The sequence below is a fragment of the Methylomonas sp. MS20 genome (assembly GCF_050275925.1).
In the GTDB taxonomy this organism is placed as follows: domain Bacteria; phylum Pseudomonadota; class Gammaproteobacteria; order Methylococcales; family Methylomonadaceae; genus Methylomonas; species Methylomonas koyamae_A.
On the sequence record NZ_CP189962.1, the window covers coordinates 3,187,986 to 3,210,082 of the forward strand.

The 22,097-nt window shown below is 57.5% G+C and carries 19 protein-coding genes; 10 read left to right on the forward strand and 9 right to left on the reverse strand.

Annotated elements, in window-relative coordinates; all coding sequences use genetic code 11:
• Positions 1-40 precede the first annotated feature (40 nt).
• From argA to ACQE3D_RS14250, 3 genes are read left to right on the forward strand one after another with little or no spacing between them, the layout of a single operon-like run.
• On the forward strand, positions 41-1,357 hold the full coding sequence (gene argA, locus ACQE3D_RS14240) for an amino-acid N-acetyltransferase (RefSeq protein ID WP_313730003.1): 1,317 nt from the start codon (positions 41-43) through the stop codon (positions 1,355-1,357).
• Between the two features lie 37 nt (positions 1,358-1,394).
• On the forward strand, positions 1,395-1,847 hold the full coding sequence (locus ACQE3D_RS14245; protein WP_313730002.1) for a GDP-mannose mannosyl hydrolase: 453 nt from the start codon (positions 1,395-1,397) through the stop codon (positions 1,845-1,847).
• The gene (locus tag ACQE3D_RS14250) at positions 1,848-2,633 is read left to right on the forward strand and encodes a phosphodiesterase (RefSeq protein ID WP_313730001.1); all 786 of its coding nucleotides are present in this window, start codon (positions 1,848-1,850) and stop codon (positions 2,631-2,633) included.
• Here the strand turns inward: ACQE3D_RS14250 and ACQE3D_RS14255 are convergent.
• Positions 2,630-3,157 (reverse strand): RNA pyrophosphohydrolase, encoded by a 528-nt coding sequence (locus ACQE3D_RS14255; protein WP_064027864.1) that lies wholly within the window; start codon positions 3,155-3,157, stop codon positions 2,630-2,632. The two genes, ACQE3D_RS14250 and ACQE3D_RS14255, sit on opposite strands and share 4 nt — an antisense overlap.
• A gap of 152 nt (positions 3,158-3,309) precedes the next feature.
• Here ACQE3D_RS14255 and ACQE3D_RS14260 point away from each other — a divergent pair, with 152 nt between their 5' ends.
• Complete coding sequence (locus ACQE3D_RS14260) at positions 3,310-3,963, forward strand: HAD family hydrolase (protein WP_313730000.1); 654 nt, start codon at positions 3,310-3,312, stop codon at positions 3,961-3,963.
• Positions 3,964-4,001: 38 nt separating this feature from the next.
• Here ACQE3D_RS14260 and ACQE3D_RS14265 read toward each other — a convergent pair whose 3' ends face one another.
• Entirely contained in the window at positions 4,002-4,232 is a 231-nt protein-coding gene (locus ACQE3D_RS14265; RefSeq protein ID WP_064027868.1) for a sulfurtransferase TusA family protein, read from the reverse strand.
• A 73-nt stretch (positions 4,233-4,305) separates the two neighbouring features.
• On the opposite strand from ACQE3D_RS14265, the gene cysG reads away from it, so the two are divergent.
• A complete protein-coding gene (gene cysG / locus ACQE3D_RS14270; protein WP_313729998.1) occupies positions 4,306-5,697 on the forward strand; it encodes a siroheme synthase CysG in 1,392 nt (463 codons plus the stop codon).
• A gap of 187 nt (positions 5,698-5,884) precedes the next feature.
• The gene (locus ACQE3D_RS14275; RefSeq protein ID WP_064027872.1) at positions 5,885-6,220 is read left to right on the forward strand and encodes a c-type cytochrome; all 336 of its coding nucleotides are present in this window, start codon (positions 5,885-5,887) and stop codon (positions 6,218-6,220) included.
• A gap of 95 nt (positions 6,221-6,315) precedes the next feature.
• Here the strand turns inward: ACQE3D_RS14275 and ACQE3D_RS14280 are convergent, their stop codons facing one another.
• From ACQE3D_RS14280 to ACQE3D_RS14300, 5 genes are all read right to left on the reverse strand, one after another.
• Entirely contained in the window at positions 6,316-6,945 is a 630-nt protein-coding gene (locus tag ACQE3D_RS14280; protein ID WP_313729997.1) for a hypothetical protein, read from the reverse strand.
• 116 nt (positions 6,946-7,061) lie between these two features.
• Positions 7,062-8,273: an argininosuccinate synthase gene (locus ACQE3D_RS14285; protein WP_313729996.1), complete on the reverse strand. Its 1,212-nt coding sequence runs from the start codon at positions 8,271-8,273 to the stop codon at positions 7,062-7,064.
• Between the two features lie 35 nt (positions 8,274-8,308).
• Complete coding sequence (gene waaA / locus ACQE3D_RS14290; RefSeq protein WP_313729995.1) at positions 8,309-9,598, reverse strand: lipid IV(A) 3-deoxy-D-manno-octulosonic acid transferase; 1,290 nt, start codon at positions 9,596-9,598, stop codon at positions 8,309-8,311.
• 2 nt (positions 9,599-9,600) lie between these two features.
• Positions 9,601-9,897, reverse strand: coding sequence for a hypothetical protein (locus ACQE3D_RS14295; protein ID WP_313729994.1), 297 nt, complete (start codon positions 9,895-9,897; stop codon positions 9,601-9,603).
• On the reverse strand, positions 9,894-10,292 hold the full coding sequence (locus ACQE3D_RS14300) for a Dabb family protein (protein ID WP_313729993.1): 399 nt from the start codon (positions 10,290-10,292) through the stop codon (positions 9,894-9,896). The genes ACQE3D_RS14295 and ACQE3D_RS14300 overlap by 4 nt, the downstream gene beginning before the upstream one ends.
• 446 nt (positions 10,293-10,738) lie before the next feature.
• Between ACQE3D_RS14300 and ACQE3D_RS14305 the strand changes: the two genes are divergently transcribed.
• Complete coding sequence (locus tag ACQE3D_RS14305) at positions 10,739-12,319, forward strand: methyl-accepting chemotaxis protein (protein WP_313729992.1); 1,581 nt, start codon at positions 10,739-10,741, stop codon at positions 12,317-12,319.
• 33 nt (positions 12,320-12,352) lie between these two features.
• On the opposite strand, the gene ACQE3D_RS14310 is transcribed toward ACQE3D_RS14305, so the two are convergent.
• Positions 12,353-12,919 (reverse strand): thioredoxin family protein, encoded by a 567-nt coding sequence (locus ACQE3D_RS14310; RefSeq protein ID WP_281020657.1) that lies wholly within the window; start codon positions 12,917-12,919, stop codon positions 12,353-12,355.
• 83 nt (positions 12,920-13,002) lie between these two features.
• Here ACQE3D_RS14310 and ACQE3D_RS14315 point away from each other — a divergent pair, with 83 nt between their 5' ends.
• Genes ACQE3D_RS14315 through ACQE3D_RS14325 form a run of 3 tightly spaced genes read left to right on the forward strand, consistent with a single transcriptional unit; the run spans position 13,003 to position 21,231 of the window.
• Positions 13,003-18,108 (forward strand): AAA family ATPase, encoded by a 5,106-nt coding sequence (locus tag ACQE3D_RS14315; RefSeq protein ID WP_313729990.1) that lies wholly within the window; start codon positions 13,003-13,005, stop codon positions 18,106-18,108.
• Positions 18,109-18,121: 13 nt separating this feature from the next.
• Positions 18,122-18,823, forward strand: a complete 702-nt coding sequence (locus ACQE3D_RS14320; RefSeq protein WP_313729989.1) for a response regulator — start codon at positions 18,122-18,124, stop codon at positions 18,821-18,823.
• 20 nt (positions 18,824-18,843) lie between these two features.
• On the forward strand, positions 18,844-21,231 hold the full coding sequence (locus ACQE3D_RS14325; RefSeq protein WP_313729988.1) for a sensor domain-containing protein: 2,388 nt from the start codon (positions 18,844-18,846) through the stop codon (positions 21,229-21,231).
• A gap of 92 nt (positions 21,232-21,323) precedes the next feature.
• Here the strand turns inward: ACQE3D_RS14325 and ACQE3D_RS14330 are convergent, their stop codons facing one another.
• The gene (locus tag ACQE3D_RS14330) at positions 21,324-22,085 is read right to left on the reverse strand and encodes a hypothetical protein (RefSeq protein WP_064027893.1); all 762 of its coding nucleotides are present in this window, start codon (positions 22,083-22,085) and stop codon (positions 21,324-21,326) included.
• Positions 22,086-22,097: the final 12 nt, after the last annotated feature.

Genomic DNA, 22,097 nt, shown 5'->3' on the forward strand with positions numbered 1-22,097 from the left:
GAGTTACACTATCCAGCCAAATACGTTCTAAGATCCAATCATGCCACAACCGCCCGCCTTCGTTTCCTGGTTCCGCCATTCGTCGCCCTACATCCACGCCCACCGGCGCCGCACCTTCGTGATTTTTTTCGGCGGCAGCGCGGTCGGCGAACCGGAATTCGACAATCTGATCCACGATTTTGCCTTGCTGCGCAGTTTGGGCGTGCGGCTGGTGTTGGTGCACGGCATACGCCAGCAGATCGACGAACGGCTGGCCGAACGCGGCGATACGCCGAAGTTTCATCACCATCTGCGCATCACCGACGCGACCACCTTGCAGTACGTCAAGCAAGCCGCCGGGTTGGTGCGCGTCGAAATCGAAGCCTTGCTGTCGATGGGCGTGTCCGGCTCGCCGATGGCCGGCGCCAAGATTCGGGTCGCGTCGGGCAACTTCGTCACCGCTCGTCCGCTCGGGGTGTTGGACGGCATCGATTATTGCTATACCGGCAAGGTGCGGCGCATCGACAGCGAGGCGATTCACCAGCAGCTCGATCAACACAATGTCGTGCTGATTTCGCCGATCGGTTATTCACCCAGCGGCGAGGTGTTCAATTTATCCGCCGAGGAGGTAGCCACCGAGGTCGCCATTGCCTTACAAGCCGATAAATTGATTCTGTTGACCGAACAAGACTGTTTGTCGCCGGACGAACAACGGCCGCTGCCGCAACTGACGACGGCGCAGGCCGAGGAATTATTGGAAACCACGCCGGATTTCCCGCCGCCGCTAGCCCGCTCTCTACGCGCGGCGGTGCAAAGCTGCCGGCAAGGCGTGCAGCGGGCGCATTTGATCAACCGCCACGTCGATGGCGCCTTGCTGCTGGAGTTGTTTACCCGCGACGGCGTCGGCACCCTGGTCAGTTCGACCGCTTTCGAAACCATTCGGCCGGCGGCGCTGGACGACATTGCCGGCATCATGGAACTGATCAAACCGTTGGAAGCGGAAGGCGTGCTGGTCAAGCGCTCCAGGGAGAAACTGGAAATGCAGATCGGCGATTACGTCGTCATCGAGCGCGACGGCCTAATCATCGGTTGTACCGCCTTTCACACGATGGACGACGGCAACAGCGCCGAAATCGCCTGTCTGGCGGTACACCCGGACTACCGGCGCGGCGCGCGCGGCAACAGCCTACTGGAGTATTTGTTCGCCAAGGCCAAGACCGAAGCCGTCAAACGCTTATTCGTGCGCAGTACCCAAACCGTGCATTGGTTCGTCGAACGCGGCTTTCACCCCTGCGAACTCGGCGATCTGCCGGAAACGATGCGCGACGGCTACAACTACCAGCGCAATTCCAAGTTGCTGGTCAAGGACATCGTATAATCGGACCTTTATCCGGATTAAGATTTAGGGAAATGGCATGCTGGACAAACAAGCATTCTTGAATGTCGTCGATCTGACACCGTTGGTCTCGATCGATTTGGTGATCCGTTCGGAAACGAACGCGATCTTGATGGGCGAACGAGTGAACGAGCCGGCGGCCGGCTATTGGTTCGTGCCCGGCGGCCGGATTTTCAAAAACGAAACCTTGGAACAGGCCTTCCGACGAATTACGCGGGCCGAACTCGGTATCGAGCTGGAGATTGAGCAAGGCCAATTGCTCGGCGGCTTCACGCATCTGTACGACACCAATTTTGCGAAGGCGCCCGGCATCGGCACGCATTACGTGGTGTTGGCCTACCAATTGCGGCTGCCGCTATCGCTGGCGCAACTGCCTAACGCGCAACACTCGGGCTACCGCTGGCTGGGCGAACACGACGACTTGAGCCGGGTTCACGCCAACAGCCTGGCCTATTTCCCTTACTTGCGTTAAATGAGACTAACCAAAGTCCTGCAACTGACCGACCTGCATCTGCGCGCCACGGCCGGTGGGACGATGCTGGGCGTCGATACCGAATTTTATTTCCGGGAAACCTTGAATCGGGCTCTGGCCGCGCACGGGCCATTCGACTTAATCCTGCTGACCGGCGACCTGACCCAAGACCCTTGCCCCGACAGTTACCGGCGTCTGGCCGGCATCCTCGCCGCCTACGACACGCCTTGCCTGTGCCTGCCCGGCAACCACGACGATCCGAATTTGATGCGGCTATGGCTGGCGGGCGGCAGTGTCGATTGCGGGAGGAGGATAGCCTTGCCGGGCTGGCAGATCATCGCGCTGAATAGTCGAAAACCCGGCAGTCCGGCCGGCTTTCTGAGTGAATCGGAACTGGCTGAAGCCGCCGAGCTGTTGACGGCCAATCCGGAACCGGCGTTATTGGCGGTCCACCACCACACATTGCCCTGCGGCAGTCCCTGGATGGACCGAATGAAAATCGAGAACGGCGACGCGTTAATCGAATTGACCGCCCGCTTCCGGCACATCAAGGCGGTGACCTGCGGTCACTTACACCAGCTATTCGAAGCGGATCGAGCGGGGGTGAGATGGTTGGGGATGCCGGCGACTTGTTTTCAATTCAAACCGGGCGCCGATAAGTTGGAACTGGACCCGCTGCCGCCGGGTTATCGGGTGTTCGAGCTGAGCGACAACGGCGAATTTTCGTCAGATTGCCATCGGCTGGACATCGAGCAACCGGAACTGGAATTGCAGGTCGATTATTAGCCCGCCAGCAAACGGCCGGATAAATAGCCTTCGGCATTGATGCCGACATCGTTGGCCACCAGCAACGCGCCCAACTCGTCCAAGGCCCGCCGATAGACTCGGCGCTTGAAATACACCACATCCTTCATCGGGTACCAATACTCGACCCATTTCCAGTTATCGAATTCTTGCTTGTGGCCGCAATCGAAACGCACCAAGGACTCGTCGCTCATCAATTTCAGGATGAACCAAATCTGCTTTTGTCCTATGCACAACGGTGTCGAGTTTTTGCGGACATAGCGATCCGGCAGCCTGTAACGCAACCAGTAGCGGGTTCGCCCCAACAAATGCACATGTTCGGCGCGCAAGCCGGTTTCCTCCCACAACTCCCGATACATCGCGGTTTCCGGATCTTCGTTGCCGTCGATGCCTCCTTGCGGAAACTGCCAGGAGTTGGCCCCCTTGCGCTTAGCCCAGAACACGCGACCCTCGTCATTGCAAAGGATAATCCCGACATTCGGCCGGTATCCTTTCGAGTCTATCATGTCAAAAAACCTGTATGATTTGCCGCCCGGTTACCGATGGTGAAATGCTAAAATCGGCAACCGGCGATCATGAATTAATGACGCAATTGTTCCATAAATAGGCTGCCGACGCTACCGGCGGCCGTTTTTTTCTTTATCAAGACGGGAAGGCCGTGAGCTTAGCGATATTCGATCTGGACAACACGCTGATCGCCGACGACAGCGATTTCTTGTGGGGACAATTTTTGGTGGACGCCGGCATCGTCGACAAGGACCACTACGAACAAGCCAACCAGAAATTCTACGAAGACTACAAGCACGGCACGCTGGACATCGTCGAGTTTTTGCATTTCTCGCTGGCGCCGCTGGCCTGCCACGAACCGGCCCAGCTCTACCGCTGGCGGGAGGAATTCGTCGAAACGCTGATCAAGCCGATTATGTTGGATGCCGCCCACGCCCTGGTGGAACGGCACCGCGCCGCAGGCGATACCTTGCTGGTGATTACCGCGACCAACCGCTTCGTGACCGAACCTATTGTCAAGCTCTACGGCATCGACAACCTGCTGGCGACGACGCCGGAAATGAAGGACGGCCGCTATACCGGCCGCTTTAACGGTACGCCGTGTTTCCAGCAAGGCAAGGTCACGTTATTGCAACAATGGCTGGCCGAATCAGGCGAATCAATAGTTGGCAGCCACTTTTACAGCGACTCCCACAACGATTTACCGCTATTGAATCTGGTGGAGCGGCCGGTCGCCGTCGACCCAGACCCAAAATTGCGCCTGGCCGCCGAGCAAGCCCATTGGCCCGTCATCAGCTTGCGATAGGCGCCGCACGCCACCGACAAGTTAATATTGAATCGCTCTTATTTTTTCTGTATAAAGAACACCTGTTTATCAACTTCCCTGATGATTTTCAGCGGGATATGCCCGGCTTGATCGATATAGACACCGAAATCCAGATGAGCAGCCGGATCGGTGGCAATCACCTTGACGACCGCGCCACTGTCGATTTCCATAATCGCTTTCTTGAGCCTCAACAGCGGTAACGGACATTGTAATCCGCTGGCATCGACTTCCAGATCAAATTTAATCATAACTCACGCGACTCGCTCGCCGTTTAATTAATAATTACCATAATATCCCACACCACACCGCGAAAATCGAGCCATGGAGTACTTCCCGCTGTTTTTAAACCTGAAGAATCAGCCTTGTCTGGTGGTCGGCGCAGGCGGCGTCGCGGCCCGAAAAATCGAGCTGCTGCGCAAGGCTGGTGCTCGAATCACGGTGGTTGCCGTCGAAATTAGCGCGGATGTCATTGGCATCGGCGACCTCGAATTACACCACAAACCCTTTGCCGCCGCCGACGTGGACGGTGCGCGTCTGGTGATTTCGGCAACCAACGACCGCGCCACCAACGAAGCCGTCGCCAAGGCAGCCAACGCACGCGGAATTCCGGTCAACGTGGTCGACAATCCGGATTTGTGCAGCTTCATTTTCCCGGCCATCGTCGACCGCTCGCCGCTAACGATAGCGATCTCGTCCGGCGGCGTTTCGCCGGTGTTGGCGCGCTTGCTTCGCGCCAAGGTCGAAACCGCCATTCCCGCTGCCTACGGCCGACTGGCGACCTTCGCCGAACGTTTTCGACAAACGGTCAAACAACATTTGCCGGACACCAACCGCCGTCGGATGTTTTGGGAAAGTGTCTTGCAAGGCCCCATCGCCGAACTGGTGTTTGCCGACCGGATCGACGAAGCCGAATCCCGCCTCAACGAAAGCTTGGCCGCCGATTCTACCCAGTCTCCGCGCGGCGAAGTCTATTTGATCGGTGCCGGCCCCGGCGACCCGGACTTATTGACCTTCCGCGCTCTGCGGTTGATGCAACAGGCCGACGTGGTTGTTTACGACCGCTTGGTCTCGACCGAGATTCTGGAAATGGCCCGCCGCGACGCCGACAAAATCTATGTCGGCAAACAGCGCAACAATCACAGCTTGCCGCAGGAAGACATCAACGCCTTGCTCGCGCAACTGGCGTTACAAGGCAAGCGGGTGGCCCGCTTGAAAGGCGGCGATCCGTTTATCTTCGGGCGCGGCGGCGAGGAAATCGAAACCCTGATGCAACAAGGCATCCAGTTCCAAGTGGTTCCGGGTATCACAGCCGCCGCTGGCTGTGCCAGTTATGCCGGCATTCCGCTGACCCACCGCGATCACGCCCAGTCGTGCACCTTCGTCACCGGCCACCTTAAGGACGGGAACATCAATCTGAACTGGCGCCAGCTTGCCACACCAAATCAAACCATCGTCATCTACATGGGTTTGGTCGGCTTGGATGTGATTTGCCGTTCGCTGATAGAACACGGTTGCCCGTCCGATCATCCGATTGCTATCGTCCAACAAGGCACCACCCGTCATCAACGGGTCTTGACCGGCACGTTGAGCGATATGCCCGCGCTAGTAGAAGCGGCTGAATTCAAAGCCCCTACGCTGATTATCGTCGGCAGCGTCGTCACATTGCGGGAAAAATTACAGTGGTTCCATCCGGAAACGGCCCAGCGCGCGTGAAAAAATCCCGAATTCAGCGGAAATTAAGTTTTCGTTGGAAGAATCGCCCCGCAAGCCGACTCGGGACGGCTTTCGCGGTGAAAATTAATTGAATTTTCCAACGAAACTCCCTATCCTTTACCGGCTTGATTTCCCAGGAGCTGTATTGCCAATGCAGTTCTTTTTTTAATCACAACGAGAGAACACAATGAAAAAATCATTCGTTTTTACCGTAGGTGCGGCATTAATCGCTCTGAGCGGTCAAGTAGCGGCTAACGAACAAGAAGAAATCGGTGCAAAAATCTACGAGCGCGCTTTTGGCCGTGGTTGCGGCGCTTGCCACGACATCTCATCCAACCCACAACTGAAAGAACTGATCAAAGCCGGCAAACTGCCTAAAGATCAATTCACGAAAGTGGTAAAAGAAGGCAAAAACGGCATGCCCAAAGCAACTGCGGCGATTATGGAAGTTGGTCCAGTCAAAAAAGCAGGTTACACCGAAGATCAAGCCATCGACGCGATCTACGCCTATCTGAGCAAATAAGTTCAAGCTCCAAGGCGAAAAAAAGCCGCCTCTCCGTTAGGAAGGCGGCTTTTTTGTGTGCCGAGTTTATTGCCTAGTCAGTTTTAGGCGCGCGTTCAGTCCCGACTCAAATAATGACGAGCACTCTGCCGATACGACGGCAAACGCCGACGGCCGCGTAACCAAACGCCAGCCACCGCCGCGATCATCAAGCCACAGGATACGAAGGTTAGATAGACCAAATCCTTGATGTCTTCCAGCTCTTGAACCAATACCTGATTGACGACTAGCGCTTCGCCGGGCTTGGCCGAAGCCGCGTCGCCCGCGCCGGAATACGACGTCAGAATTTTTACGTCGCCCTTCAGATCGCGTATCGTATCCAAGGAATCGGCGACGCTACCGCGCTTGATGTTGTCTTCCAACGAGCGCAATTTGCTCTCGATCGAACCGCTGACCAAGCCGAAAAGCTGGCCTTTCAACGCACTGATTTCGGCCGATAAAGCCGGGTTTTGGGTGGCATAGGCCATCGACACGGCTTGGTTTTTCTGAATTTCGTTCAGCAGATTTTGTCTGGGCAACAAAACAAAACCCAATAAAAAAACCGCTGCCGTCAATGCCGTCACCAGCATTAACAGAAAGCGGTTTGCCTTGATTAGCGCCTGATCCCGGTGAGCACCAGGCAAGTAGACAATAGCGTGCTTGTCGGTATTGGCATCATCCGGATTAATCTCAGGCATATCGCTCATTATTGTTCTAGTGTGCTAATCGGGAAGCTTAGTACCGACCGGGCAAACTTCGCCGTCAGCCTATCCCGACATTATACAAGCTTCGCTAAAAATGTCCTGCATTAAACCGGTTGCACTCAACGCGCCTTTTTCGCCGCGATTCGCATCCGCAATGCATTCAACTTGATAAAGCCTTCGGCGTCTTTTTGGTTGTAAGCGCCGCCGTCTTCTTCGAAGGTGGCAATGTTTTCGTCGAACAGACTGTCGGTTTCCGAAGCACGGCCGACGACGATGACGTTACCTTTATACAGCTTCACGCGCACCTTGCCGTTGACGCGGACTTGCGAGGCGTCGATCATCGTTTGCAGCATCGCCCGCTCGGGACTCCACCAATAGCCGTTGTAAATCAACGACGCATAACGCGGCATCAGTTCATCCTTCAAATGCGCCACTTCCCGGTCCAAGGTCAGCGACTCGATCGCCCGGTGGGCTTTTAACATCACGGTGCCGGCCGGCGTCTCGTAACAGCCGCGCGATTTCATGCCGACGTAACGGTTCTCGACGATGTCCAAGCGGCCTATGCCATTGGCGCCGGCGATTTGATTCAACTTTTCCATCACCTGATGCGGGGTATGCGGAACGTCGTCGATGGCCACGATATCGCCCTGTTTATAGGTTAGCTCGACATACGTCGCCTGATCCGGGGCACTTTCCGGCGACACGGTCCAGCGCCACATATCTTCTTCCGGCTCGGTCCACGGATTTTCCAGAATGCGGCCTTCGTAGGAAATATGCAGCGAGTTGGCATCCATCGAGTAAGGCGAGGTTTTACCCTTTTTCATTTCAACAGAGATCCCGTGGCTCTCGGCATAGGCCAACAGTTTTTGACGGGAGTTCAAATCCCATTCCCGCCACGGCGCGATGATTTTAATGTCCGGGCGCAGCGCGTAGGCACCCAACTCGAAACGAACCTGATCGTTGCCCTTGCCGGTCGCGCCGTGGGAAATCGTATCCGCGCCGGTTTCGTTGGCGATTTCGATCAAACGCTTGGCAATCAGCGGCCGGGCAATCGAGGTGCCGAGCAAATATTCGCCCTCGTAAATCGTGTTGGCGCGGAACATTGGAAACACAAAGTCGCGCGCGAATTCCTCGCGCAAATCGTCGATGTAGATTTCCTTAATGCCGGCCGCTTGCGCTTTCGCCCGCGCCGGCTCCAACTCCTCGCCTTGGCCGATGTCGGCGGTGAACGTGACGACCTCGCATTGATAAACGTCTTGCAACCATCTCAGGATGACCGAGGTATCCAAGCCGCCCGAATAGGCCAACACCACTTTTTTAACTTCCGACATTGCGTTCTTACCTGTGCCCATTGAAAATAGCCGGATTATACCAAAAATCGGCCGGCCGCCGATTCGGCCAGACCGGCGACCAACAACTCGACCAGCCGTTCGGTCGCACCCTGATTGGCTTGCACGAAGTCTCGAGCCCGCTGGGCCATCGCTTGGCCGGACGCGGTATCGCCAGATAAGGCCAACACCGCAGCCCCAAGCGCCTCGGCGTCGGCGCATTGGCGTGCGGCGCCTACCGCCAACATTCGCTCGGCGATTTCCTGGAAATTGAACATCCACGGGCCGAACAGCACCGGCGTGCCGATCGCGGCGGGCTCCAACACGTTATGACCGCCAACCTCGACCAGACTGCCGCCGACGAACGCCGCATCGGCGGCCGCGTACAATAATTTCAATTCGCCCATGCTGTCGCCGATGTAGACGTCGGTTTCGGTCCGGCACGCCAGTCCGGAACTGCGCATCAAGACCCGCAGGCCTTGCGTTTCGCACAGTTTTTGGACCAAGCCGAAGCGTTCCGGGTGGCGCGGCACGATCGTTAACAATAGCGCCGGCATTGCCGCTTTCAGGCGCCGATACTGCGCCAACAGCAGTTCTTCCTCGCCGGTATGCGTGCTGGCGGCTATCCATACCCAACGTCCGGCGAATGCCGACGCTTTCAAGGCGTTACCCGCCGCCAGGGTGTTGGGATCGACGGTGACGTCGAATTTCACGTTGCCGACCACCCGAACTTGGCTGGATCGGGCTCCGATTTCGACGAAGCGTTCGCCATCCTCGTCGGTTTGCACCGCAATCGTCTCGATACAGGCCAACACCGGCCGAATCAGGCTGGGAATTTTCAGATAGGCGCGCGCCGACCGCGCCGACAAGCGGGCATTGACGACAAACAACGGTACCTCGCGAGCACGACACTCGGCAAACAGATTGGGCCAAAGCTCCTTTTCCAGGACTACCGCCAGACTCGGCCGGAACCGCTCGAAGAACCGCGCGACGACCCAGGGTAAGTCGTAGGGCAAATACACGTGCTCAACGCGATCGCCCAATACGGCAACCACCCGAGCTGAACCGGTCGGCGTCGTCGTCGTCACCAAAACCGGAAGTTGGGGAAACTGGCTCAACAAACGCTGGATCAACGGAAACGCCGCTTCGGCTTCGCCGACCGAGACCGCATGAAACCAGATTCCGCCGCCACGGACCGGTCCGCGATAAATACCCAGGCGTTCCCGCCAGCGCAGCCGATAAGCAGGCGCCTTGATTCCCCGCCAATACAGGCGCAGCAAAATCGCCGGTAACAATAAACCGAATAAACACGTATAGATACGACGCATATTTAGGACTGGGGTTGGCTAAGGGTTGCCACGAAAGTCACCGGAGCAGTCACACAATCCGATGTCGGAACGCTGCCAATCGCGGCTAAAGCCGCTCCCACGCCACTGACTTTCATTTGCCGGGGCGATGCAGCGGTTTCATGATCGTCAGGTAAACCACTCGTTTCCCGACTTTTGCGGCGAGGTGCGGTCCGGTTCGCCGAGAAGTTGCGCGGGCTTGCGCCGAACACGCGCGACGCAAGCCGTCGCCGAATCGGCGTGAGCGGCAAAGCGAGGGTTAACTCGTCGGCCAGCGTCATTCGGCAAACTCGTACACCTTGTATTTGTCGACCAAGGGGCGCAATTGCTGTTGCGCGACAGCCTGGTAGTCAGGGTTTTTCAAGAAGGCTTCCAATGCATTGGGATCGGCGAAAGTCGCCGAAACCGCCACGTCGTACCCCTTATCCAGCGCGGTGCTGGCCCGCTCGCGGCGAACTTCCAAAGGCGTTCCTAGCCGATAACTCAGTACGCCGGGGAGATTCTCCAATGGCCGGCTCAGCTCGATATATTGACGGCGCGCCGCCGGATCGCCCGCCTGCTTCAACCACACCAGCGCGACGTGATGAACCGAACCGCCGCTCGGGGCAATTGGGTCCGGCGTCAACATGTGACAAGCACCGAGCACCAGCGGCAATAAGCAATACACTCTAGTCATCGATTTCTCAAAGTTCGGGGCGATCCGCCCAAGGTTTGTCATAACCAGCGGTCTTGAACACCGTTGTTTTAACAATCGCCGAAAAATATCGGGCAAGCGCGCGGACGGCGACGTAAGGCCTCTGCCGCAACGCATAGCGCGCTACTGCATTGCCTTGAAATCCCCATCGCAACGAAATCGGTACGGTCGTCTGGATCTACCCGACGATGGTAGCGGGCCGAACACCGTAGCGTCAAGCCATGCCGCCCCGGCCTCGCCAACGGCCCGCTCAAACGTGACACGGAGCGCCGACGCATCCAGTTTGCGCGAGTTTTCCGCTGTATCGGCGCCCGAGAATTTTTCCGGCACCTCCGGCGACAAGTCTCGAACGAGGGTTATACTAACTCGCGGCATAAGCACCGCTTGTTCGCCGCTTCCACCATAAAAAATAACGATCAGGGATAACGATGAAAAAAAATCTTCCGATTACCCAACGAGAGATCGAGTACAGCACCCAACTCACCATCACCTCGGCCACCGACACCGCCGGCCGGATCGGTTACATCAACCACGATTTTATTAAAATCAGCGGCTTTAGCGGTAGCGAACTACTCGGGGAAAGCCACAACATCGTCCGCCACCCCGACATGCCGCCGGCGGCGTTCGCCGATTTATGGCAAACCATCAAAAGCGGTAAGCCGTGGATGGGCATCGTCAAGAATCGCTGTAAAAACGGCGACCACTACTGGGTAGACGCCTTCGTGACGCCGCGTTTCGACCAAGGTAAGATCATCGGCTACGAATCGGTGCGTGTTAAACCCGATCCCTCGACCGTAGCCCGCGCCAGGGAAATCTACGAAAAAATGAATGCCGGCAAGACCGGTTCGGCCGGCCTTGGCCGACTCACTCTGACAGCGAAGCTGACGATGAGCTACGGCCTGCCCCAGACCGCGCTAGCCGGCATCCTGTACCTTAACGGCCTGGTTAGCCCCGGCGTCGCGGCCGGTCTGGCGGCATCCGCGCTGGCCGTCGGCTACGCCGCCGCCGCTTTGCTTTTGCAACCGTTGAGCGCCGCCGCCGCCGAAGCGCGCAAAGTCATCGACAACCCGCTAACCCAACGCATCTACACCGCCGACGATGGTGAAATCGGTCAACTGCTGTTAGCGATCAAATTGCTGAAAGCCAAATCCCGAACCATCATCCGCCGTTTGATTCAAGCCACGGAACCCTTGGCCGGCAAGGCCGATTCCACCCATCGCGCGGTTAGGCAAGTCAGCACCGCGATGGACCAGCAACTGCGGGAAATCGAACAAATTGCCTCGGCGATCCATCAAATGAGTGCCACGGTTAGCGAAGTAGCCCGTAGCGCCGCCAATGCCGCCGATGCCGCCAACAATGTCAGCCAAAAATCCCAGGCTTCGGTTGCGCGGGTCAACGACACGATAGGCATGATGGAAAGTCTGGCCGGCGCGGTCAATCAAGCCGAAGCGGTGATTCAGGTGCTCTCGACCCATAGCCAGAATATCGGCGGCGTGCTGGACGTGATTCAAGGCATCGCCGAACAAACCAATTTGTTGGCGCTGAACGCCGCGATCGAAGCCGCCCGAGCCGGCGATCAGGGCCGCGGTTTCGCGGTGGTCGCCGACGAAGTACGCACCTTGGCCGGCCGCACTCAAAAATCGACCGAACAAATTCATCGAATGATCAACGATCTGCGCGGCGGCACCGAAAACGCCGTCGCCGAAATGGCCAGGGTTCGAGAAATGGCGGCCGCCGGCTCCGAGCATGGCAAAAACTCCACTAGCCTGCTCCACGAAACGCTGCAATCGGTCGGCTACATCAACGAAATGATCGTGCAGATCGCCAGCGCGGCCGAGCAACAGCACGTGGTCTCCGAGGGCATCGCTCGAACCGTCGAAGCCATCGGCAATTTGTCCCGGCAAACCAGCGAACATGCGACTCAAGCCAGCGAAGCGGCCGGTAGCGTTTCGGAATCCAGCCGCGAACTGGATTTGATGGTCGAACAATTCGACGACCAGCAACACTAAGCCAGCCGCGCTTGCCGGATGAAAATCTCGCGTTCAGTGGTCCTGCTTCCATTTGATGTTGCAGCCGACACTGGGAATTTGCCGGGCCTCGACCGGAAGGCCATTCAACATCGCGTCCAGCGCGGCCCGCAAATCCGCGCCGGTCACCGGCTCGCCGTTTTTCGGTGTCGCCGCGTCCAGCCGGCCGCGATAAACGCAGGCCAAATCGGCGTCGAACAGATAAATGTCCGGCGTGCAAGCCGCTTGATACGCCTTGGCGACTTGCTGGGTCTCGTCGTACAAATAGGCCGCGAACGGGTAGCCCCAGGCCGCCATCAGCTCGCGCATCTTGTCGGGCGCATCGTCCGGATAGGCGACAACGTCGTTGGCGCTGATCGCCAGCGTCGCGACGCCCCGGCTCGCGTAGTCGCCGGCAATCGCGATCAATTGGGCTTTGACGTGCAGCACGTAGGGGCAATGATTGCAGATAAACAGAATCAACGTGCCTTGCTTACCGCGCAGGTCTTGCAAGCGATACGTCTTGCCGGTCACGGTATCCGGCAATTCGAAATCGGGCGCTATCGTGCCCAGCGGCATCATCGTGGATTGGGTGGCGGCCATCGCATGTCCTCTCGGTTACAAAATCCGAGACATTATAAGTTAAGCGCCGCGACTCGCTGCCGAAACCCATGATCGGATAGGCCATGAATGTCCACTCGAACCACCTTCCGCAACCGGACGCCTACGTACTGACAGAGAAACTCGGCGAAAGCTTGCAAGCTTCGGTCTACAAGGGTTACCACAAACACGTGCCCGAGTATCCGCTGGTCATCAAGTACCTGAAGTTGCTGTCGAGTTGGGAAGATCAATCCCGGCATTTGCGGCAAAAAATCGAACGTCTGAAGGTGTTGCACGACCCGCGCGTCAGCACGCCGCTGGCGCTGGAATCCGACGAGGGCGAACAATTCATCGTCCAACCGTGGTTCGCCGGCCAAACCTTGAGCGACTGGGTGCAATCTCAAGGATCGCCGGGTCTCGACAGTTTTTTCGCGCTGGCCTGTCCGCTCGCCGACATCCTGCAAACCGTTCACGACTGCGGCATTACTCACGGCGGCGTCAAGCCGCACAACATTCTGGTGCATGCGGGTACGCTGGGCTTGCGGCTGACCGATTTCATCACGCCGTTGGATATCCGCGATGTCAGTCATTTCATCTACGATCCGCAATTCGTTCGCCATACCTTGGCCTACACGTCGCCGGAACAAACCGGCCGCATCAACTACCGGGTCGATTTCGCCACCGATTTGTATTCGCTGGGCATCGTATTCTACGAATTGCTCGGTGGCCGGCCGCCGTTCGTCTCCGAAGACCCGTTGGAACTGATCCATTCCCATCTGGCGGAGGAAGCCGAGTACCTGCACGAACTCGACCCGAGCATACCGGAAACGCTGAGCGAGATCGTCGCTAAACTGACGGTCAAGCAACCGGAAAAACGTTACCAAAGCGCCGCCGGACTGCTGGCGGACCTCAGGCGTTGTCAGAGCGAATACGGCCGGGACGGCGTGGTGTCTAATTTCGCGATCGGCCGCCACGACCGTAGCCGCCGGGTGATATTCATCTCGAAAATGGTCGGACGGCAAACCGAATCCGAAACCATTCAACGCGAATACGACGAGGTGATGCGCGGTCGGTTTCGATCGGTACTGATTTCCGGCCTGTCGGGTATCGGCAAAACCCGGCTGATTCAGGAACTGCAAAAACCCTTGGTAAAGAATCGCGGCTACTTCACGTCCGGAAAGTTCGATCAATACCAGAAAAACATTCCCTACAGTTCGCTGATCCAGGCCTTGCGCAACCTGATCCGCACCTTCCTGACCGAGAGCGACGCTCAGGTACGACAGTGGCGGGCCAGGATTTTAGAAGCGGTTGAACACCAAGGCGGCGTCATCGCCGAGGTGGTGCCGGAACTGAACTTCATCATCGGACCGCAACCCGAGCCGCCGGCGTTACCGCCGGTCGAGGCCCGTCAACGCTTTAACAATCTGTTCGACCGATTTTTAGCCTGTCTGGCCAGCGAGGACAATCCGCTGGTGCTTTTCATTGACGACCTGCAATGGTGCGACAGCGCGACTTTCGATTTTTTACAAAACCTGTTTGCCAACCATCGCGATCACCCATTTCTATTGTTGCTCGGCGCCTATCGGCACAACGAAGTCGACGCCGGCCACCCATTGACGAAATTGATCCGCCGGGTCGGCGAAGCCGAGGGCCCGCTGACCGAAATTCGCCTCGGCGCGTTGAGCGAGCCGGACTGCCACGATATGGTGGCCTACATTCTGGATTCGTCTCTGGAAGCCACCGCCCTTCTCGCTCGATTCATCGCCGGACTGACCGAGGGCAACCCGTTATTCGTCAGTGAAAGTCTGGCCTGGCTATACAACGAAGGCCTACTCGGCATCGACGCCGATCGGCATTGGCTGTGGGACATGCAACGCATCCGCGACACGCGGATGCCTGCCAACGTGGTCGAGCTATTCAGCGCCAAGGTCCGCAAGCTGCCCGAGCGGACCTTGCGTATCCTCGATTATTGCGCCTGCCTGGGCAATCGTTTCAGTGCCGACGAAATCGCCAAGGTATTGGAATTGCGCATCGAACCGTTGTTCGAGGACCTGAAGCCGGTACTGAGTCTTGGATTAATGCTGGAAAACAAATCCGATCTGCAATTCGTCCACGACAGAGTACAAGAAGCGGTACTGCGTCAGGTCGATCCGGCCGCGCGCCGGGCGATTCATTGGCGCATCGGTCAGCGCCTGCTCGGTACAACCCCGGTCGGCACCGAACTGACGCACATGGATCATTTGTTCACCATCGCCGCGCACTTAAACCAGGGCAAACCCAGCTCGCCCGACGACCGCACCCGCTATTGGCTGGCGGAAATCAATTTTCACGCCGGCAATAAAGCGCTGGATGCGCTGGCTGGCGAAGCCGCCAACGAGTTCTTCGAAATGGCCCATCGTTATTTGCCGGGCGACTGCTGGACCCAGACCTACGAGCTGACCTTCCGAATTTACCAACGGCTGGCCAAAACCGACTTGATGCGGGGTCGTTACGATAGTTCGGAAGCCTTGCTCAACCAATTGATCGAACACGCGGTCAGCGATTTGGATAAGGCGGAAGCCCTGGCCGAACAGACTACCTCGCTATCCTCGTTCGGCAATTTTCAACAGGCGATTGCGACCGCCAACCGCGGCCTGGCGTATTTCGGCAAATCGCTGCCCGCCGATGCCGACGACGCTCGCCGTCAAATGGAAAGTTTGACGGCCGACATCGAAGCTCAAGGCGACGTCTGGCGCAAAATCGCCGCGATGCCGTTTACCCGGGAGCGCCGCAATAAAATCGAACTGGCCTTTTACGCCGAATTGATTCCGGATTTGTATATGTGCGGACTGGTGCCGCAACTCTACCTATCGGCCGCGCTGTCCACCCAGCATTGTTTGGGCGGCGGCATGGACGAGTCGGTGATCTACTCGTTTTCGATCATGGGTTTGAATCTGGGCGAGCAAGGTCGCTTCGAGCAAGCCTTCCGTTACGAAGATCTGGCGCGCGACCTGTGCGCCAAATATCCGAATACCTTCGGCGCCACCCGCGGCATGAACGGCATCGTCTGGTGCAATATGCACAGCCGTTCGCACCCGGCCGACATCGTCGAGTACGCTCATCAAGCCATACAATGCGGTCGCAATTGCGGAGACTTGTACAACGCCGGGCTATCCTACGGTCCGCTGATGTGGAACATGCAAGCCCAAGGCAAGAATCTGCGCTGGATAGAGGAAGCCGCCGACGAATGCCTGCAATTCTCCCGCAAGAATCAACTGGCGTTCTCGGTCAGCTTGGCGGAAGCCGTTCTGGCGGGGTGGATCGCGCCGATGAAAGGCGGCAAGCCGATTGATATGACCGCCACGCTGGCGGATTGGGACACCCATCGTTACGTCGCGGCCTCCGGCAGCTATTATGCGTTGCTCGGCTTCGCCCGTTATTTTCTCGGGGATTATGCCGGCGCGGCCCAGGCCTTGGACCAAGTGGAGCGCCACTTACACGGCTTGACCGATAACGTGCTGAAACGCTTGTGGTATGTCTACCGACTGTTGAACCGTTTACGGCAAGCCGACGCGCCGCCCTGGTCGGAACTGGAAACCGAAATCGCGCCGGTATTGGCACAGTTGGAAACTTGGGCCGGTCTGGGGCCGCTGTTGCAACCCTATCTGAGTTTTGCCAAGGCCGAAATTGCCCGGTTTCGCGGCGATGTCCGCGAGGCACGCAATCGGTATCTGGATGCCGCCGCCGACTGTTTCCGCCAGCAATACGGGCTGTTGGCCGGCCATGTCTACGAAGCATTGGCCGATTTGATCGCCGAACACGACGTGGGCGATGCCGAACTCTATTACGGCGAGGCTCGCCGTCACTACCGGCTGTGCCGGGCCGATCTTAAAAACCAACAACTACAGGAGCGGCACCGCTACGTTCCACCGGAAACGGGCGCCAGGATTGTCAAATCCGAATCGCCGAATTCAAAACTCCCTAACCTGGATATCGGCTACTTGATGAAATCCGCGCTGGCGCTATCCGCCGAGATCGATTTACCGCTATTAATGCGCAAAATCATGACCGTCGTGCTCGAAAGCTCCGGCGCGCAGCACGGTTATCTGTTGATTCGCCAGCAGGACGAATGGGTAGTCGCCGCGGAGCAACATGTCGGTAAGAAGCGCGCGCCGCGCCAGGAGTACGCGCCCTTACACAAAGTGCGCGGCATCTGCCGGGCCGTCGTCAATTACGTGACTCGCACTCACGAAAAAGTCGTGTTGCGCGACGCCGGCAGCGAAGGCGAGTTTCAAACCGCGCCGGAGGTCGTCGCGCTGGGCTTGCGCTCCGTGTTGTGCTTGCCGGTCGTCAAACAAAACGAACTCGGCGCGGTGCTGTATCTGGAGAACCGCTTGGCCGACGGTGTGTTCACGTCGGAAAAAATCGCGATGACCGAATTACTGACCGCGCAAGCCGCCATCTCGCTGGAAAACGCCCGACTGGTCGAGCAAACTCGCCATGCCTACCACCAATTGCAAGATAATCAGGACCATATGCTGCAAATGGAAAAACTGTCCGCGCTCGGCACCCTGGTCGGCGGCGTGGCCCACGAAATCAATAATCCGTTGATGGGCGTGATGAACTTCGTCGAATACGTGGCGGAACGTTGCGAAGACGCCAAGTCCCGCGAAGTGCTCGGGCAAGCTTTGCAACAAATTCAGCGGATCAAGGCCATCGTTTCCAACATGCTGATTTTCTTGCACAACCGTTCGGCGCAAACCGGGAGTTGCTCGCTTGCTGAAGTGTTGCAGCAAACGCTAATGCTGCTGGAAGGCGAACTGCGCAAATTCGCGATCGCGGTGCATGTCGACTCGCCGGCCGACCTTCCGCCGATCGCTTGCACCGCCGAAACGCTACAGCAAATTTTGGTGAATTTGTTGATCAATGCGCGCGACGCACTCGCCGGCAGCGAGCATCCGCGCATCGATATCCAAGCGCGTAGCGCGGAAAAGATGTTAGAGTTGACGATAACCGATAACGGCTCCGGTATCGCCGACGAAGTGCAAATCCGAATGTTCGACCCCTTTTTTACGACCAAGCCGCCGGGCCAGGGCACCGGCCTCGGCTTGTCGGTAACGCGGCGGCTGATCCAGGACATCGGAGGCACTATCAGCGTCGAGAGCCGCTCTGGTGAAGGCTGTTGCATGCGGTTAAAATTTCCTCACTTTTAACGCGGGACTAGCGATGGTGAACAATATTTTAGTAATAGACGACGACCCTGCGGTACGGGGCGCCTTCAAATTGATCCTGGAAGACGAAGGCTACAACGTACGCGAGGCCGAATGCGGAGAAGACGGTATCGCGATGGCGCAAAGCCTGCGCCCGGACTTAATCTTTCTGGACTTGCGGATGCCCGGCATCGACGGCGTGGAAACGCTACGGCGCCTGAAGGGTATGGACGACAGTTTGAACATCTATCTGGTGACCGCTTTCGCCACCGAATTCATGGATCAACTCAAGGCCGCCCACGACGAAGGCCTGCAGTTCGAACTGGCCAGCAAACCGCTGTCGGCCTCGCAAATCAAGAACATCGCCCAGGTGGTCCGGATCGCCAAGGATCACGAAGCCCGCCGAGCTAACCACCATAAGCTGGTATTGACGCTGTACGTCGTGTCGCTGAATGCGGAAACCCGCCGCTTGGTCGAACAAATCAGCGCGGTGCTGACCGGTATCTACGAACCCGGCCATTGGGTGTTCGATGTCGTCGAAGTGCTAGGAATGCCGGAAAAAGCGCTGGAACAGGAGGTCTTCGCGACGCCGATGCTGGTCCGCGATTTGCCGAAACCGGTGTTGAAGTTGCTCGGCGACCTGTCGCGCATGTCGTCGGTGATGGCCGCGATTACTACCCAGACTCAAAGTACCGGCGCGCAAACCGTCATCGTCTAAAACCGCTTTTACCGGACCCCATGCCGCAAACCCTTAGCCAGCTCAACCTGATCCTGGACACCATCACCGACGGCGTGCTGGTCGTCGATCCGTCAGGCAAGGTCATCTACGCCAATCAGGCCGCCGAATCATTATTGGAACGGGGCGAGTTGGCCGGCCAGATGCTGGCGATTCCGGTCGCCGACAGTCATTTACATTTTCAGGACATTAATTTGATTAGGCCCAGCGGCCTGGCTTGGGCGGAAATGCGCTCTACGCCGTTAACCTGGGAAGGCAAACCCGGCTTCGTCATCGGCTTGCGCGACATTACCGCTCGCAAACAAGCCGAAATTGCGCTGCAAGAGAGCGAGCTGCTGTTCCACACTTTGGCCAAGGTCGCGCCGGTCGGGATTTTCCGTACCGATCGGACCGGCACCTTTGACTATGTGAATACTCGCTGGTGCGAGATTTCCGGTCTGTCCTTCAGCCATTCCCACGGCGACGCCTGGATCGACGGCCTACACGACGAAGACCGCGCCGAGGTCGCCGCCGCCTGGCGAGCATGCGTCAGCCTGGCCGAACCGTTCTACCGACAATTCCGCTTCCAACTCGGCGACGGCGAGTCGCGTTGGGTGGTTTGCCGAGCCGAGCCGGAGCTTACCGATTCCGGCGACTTGTGCGGCTACGTCGGAACCGTCACCGATATATCCGAAATCAAGGCTAACGAAGACCGGCTAAGCCAAGCCGCCGCCGTGTTCGAAAGTACTCGGGAAGGTGTGATGATAACCAACGCCGACAAACAGATTCAGCTGGTCAACAAGGCTTTCAGCGACATCACCGGTTTCTCGCCGGAGCAGGTGATCGGCAAGACCCCGAAAATCATCGCCTCCGGCCACCACAACGTCGATTTTTATCGCGATATGTGGGCAACGCTGGCCAACACCGATCATTGGCAAGGCGAAATCTGGAATCGCCGTAAGAACGGCGAAGTGTTTCCCGAGTTGTTGAGCATCAGCGCGGTGCGCGACGGCCAAGGCGATGTCACCAATTACGTAGGCGTGTTCGCGGATATTTCCAAACTGAAAGCATCCGAAAAGGAACTGGAATTTCTGGCCCACCACGATCCGCTGACCCAACTGCCTAACAGGATGCTATTCCTATCCCGGTTGCGTCACAGTATCGACCAAACCCGCCGCCGGCGCGGCGTGATGGCGGTATTGATGCTGGATCTTGACCGCTTCAAGGACGTCAACGACAGTTTCGGCCACCTGGCGGGTGACGATCTGTTGCAGTTGGTCGCGCAAAGGCTCACCGCCCGTTTGCGCAACAGCGATACGATATGCCGGCTGGGCGGCGATGAGTTCGTCGTGTTGCTCGAGGAAATCCCCCAACCGGAAGCGGCCGCCCAAGTAGCCTCGCAAATTATCGCGGCGCTAAGCCAAATCTGGCGCCTGAGCAGCGGTCACGAAGTCAGAATCGGCGTCAGTGTCGGCATCGCCCTGTTTCCCGAACACGGTCAGACCCCGGACGAACTGATTCAACAGGCCGATACGGCTTTGTATCAAGCCAAAAACGACGGTCGCAACTGTTTCAAATATTTCTCGGAAGATCTGACTCGCGCGGCCCGCGAACGGATGGACCTGGAAATCCGCCTACGCCTCGCCATCGAGCGCCGCGAGTTGCGCGTGTATTTTCAACCGCAAATCGACATCGCCAGCGGCCATTTGGTCGGCGCGGAAGCCCTGCTGCGTTGGGAAACCGATACCGGAGAAATTATCTCGCCGTCGCGTTTCATACCGATCGCCGAGGAAACCGGATTGATCGTGCCCATCGGCAACTGGGTGTTGCAAGAGGTTTGCCGACAAGGCCGGCGCTGGCTGAACCGGGGGCTGGCGCCGATAAAGTTGGCGGTGAATTTATCGTCTCAACAATTTCTGCATAGCGACATCGGCGAAGCGATAGGCAACATTCTGCGGGAGACCGGATTTCCGCCGGAACATCTGGAGTTGGAGCTGACCGAGAGCGTGCTGATGAAACGGGAAAGGGAAGCGATCGAGATCCTACAACAGTTGCACGAACTAGGGCTCGGCTTGTCCATCGACGATTTCGGCACCGGCTATTCGTCGCTGGCCTATCTGAAACTGTTTCCGCTGGACGTCATTAAGATCGACAAGAGTTTTATCGAGGACATTCCGGACCAAGCCGATGATATGGAAATTACCGCAACCATCATCGCGATGGCAAAGACGCTAAAAATGCGGGTCATCGCGGAAGGCGTCGAAACTGCGGAGCAATTGAATTTTTTGCGCAGCCGCGATTGCGATCAGTATCAGGGCTATCTAACCAGCCGACCGCTACCTATCGCCGAATTCGAAAAATTCAGACGCGACTATCGCCCCCGTCCGGTCGAGCCCACCTATATCGATTAGAACCGCTATTCCCCGGTCCGACTTGCTTATATCTAACCGCAAAACCGCCGCGAGATCATCGGCGGCGGTTTTGCAGGACACTTCAATACAGCTTAAACGCGCCGACGCAGATACGTCGCAAGACCGGCGATGGCGCTGCCGAACATCCAAACCGCGCCGGGTACGGGTACCGGCGAAGTACCGCATTCCTCGTCGACGCTACTCACGCACACGTTCAACGAACCGGTATTGTCACCGAAAATATCGTCGTTCAGCCCAAATTGCACATAGGTCGCGCCAACCGGCAATTCGAAGCTGATGCCGTATACAAAGCCCTGACCGCTATCCAATTTAATCACGCTGCCCACGCTCAACAATTGCACGATATTGCCGCCGTCGTCGGTCAATGCACCGACCAGGGATTGCAAGAACAGACCGTAGGGCGCCGGATCGTCGGGATCCTGATTTTTCCCCCATTCGCTTTCGTAATAATAGCTAGGTAACACCTGGCCGCTGGAGCCCAACTCGTCGTCCTTGAATACGCTGCCTACATGGCCGTTATTATTAACGTTCGGCACATCGCCGAACGCGTTGGTTAGACCGTCAAGGTAGGTAATGTAAATTGAATCGCCCGCGCCGATGCCAATATCGGCCAGCTTCAACCGGGCCGGAGGCGTGTAATCCGGAATCGCATCGCTACCGTCCGCGCCGAGACCGTAAGCGTAATCGCCGTTCAAGCCGCCAAGTTCCCAATTCCAAGGACCGGCGGTGCCGGCAACGTTAACGATTTGATGTGCCGCATCCGCGGTCAGCGACATCAAGCCTAGCGTCGCCCCCAATATTGCTTTGTGTATTCCGCCAAACTTAAATTGCATAAAAATCTCCGA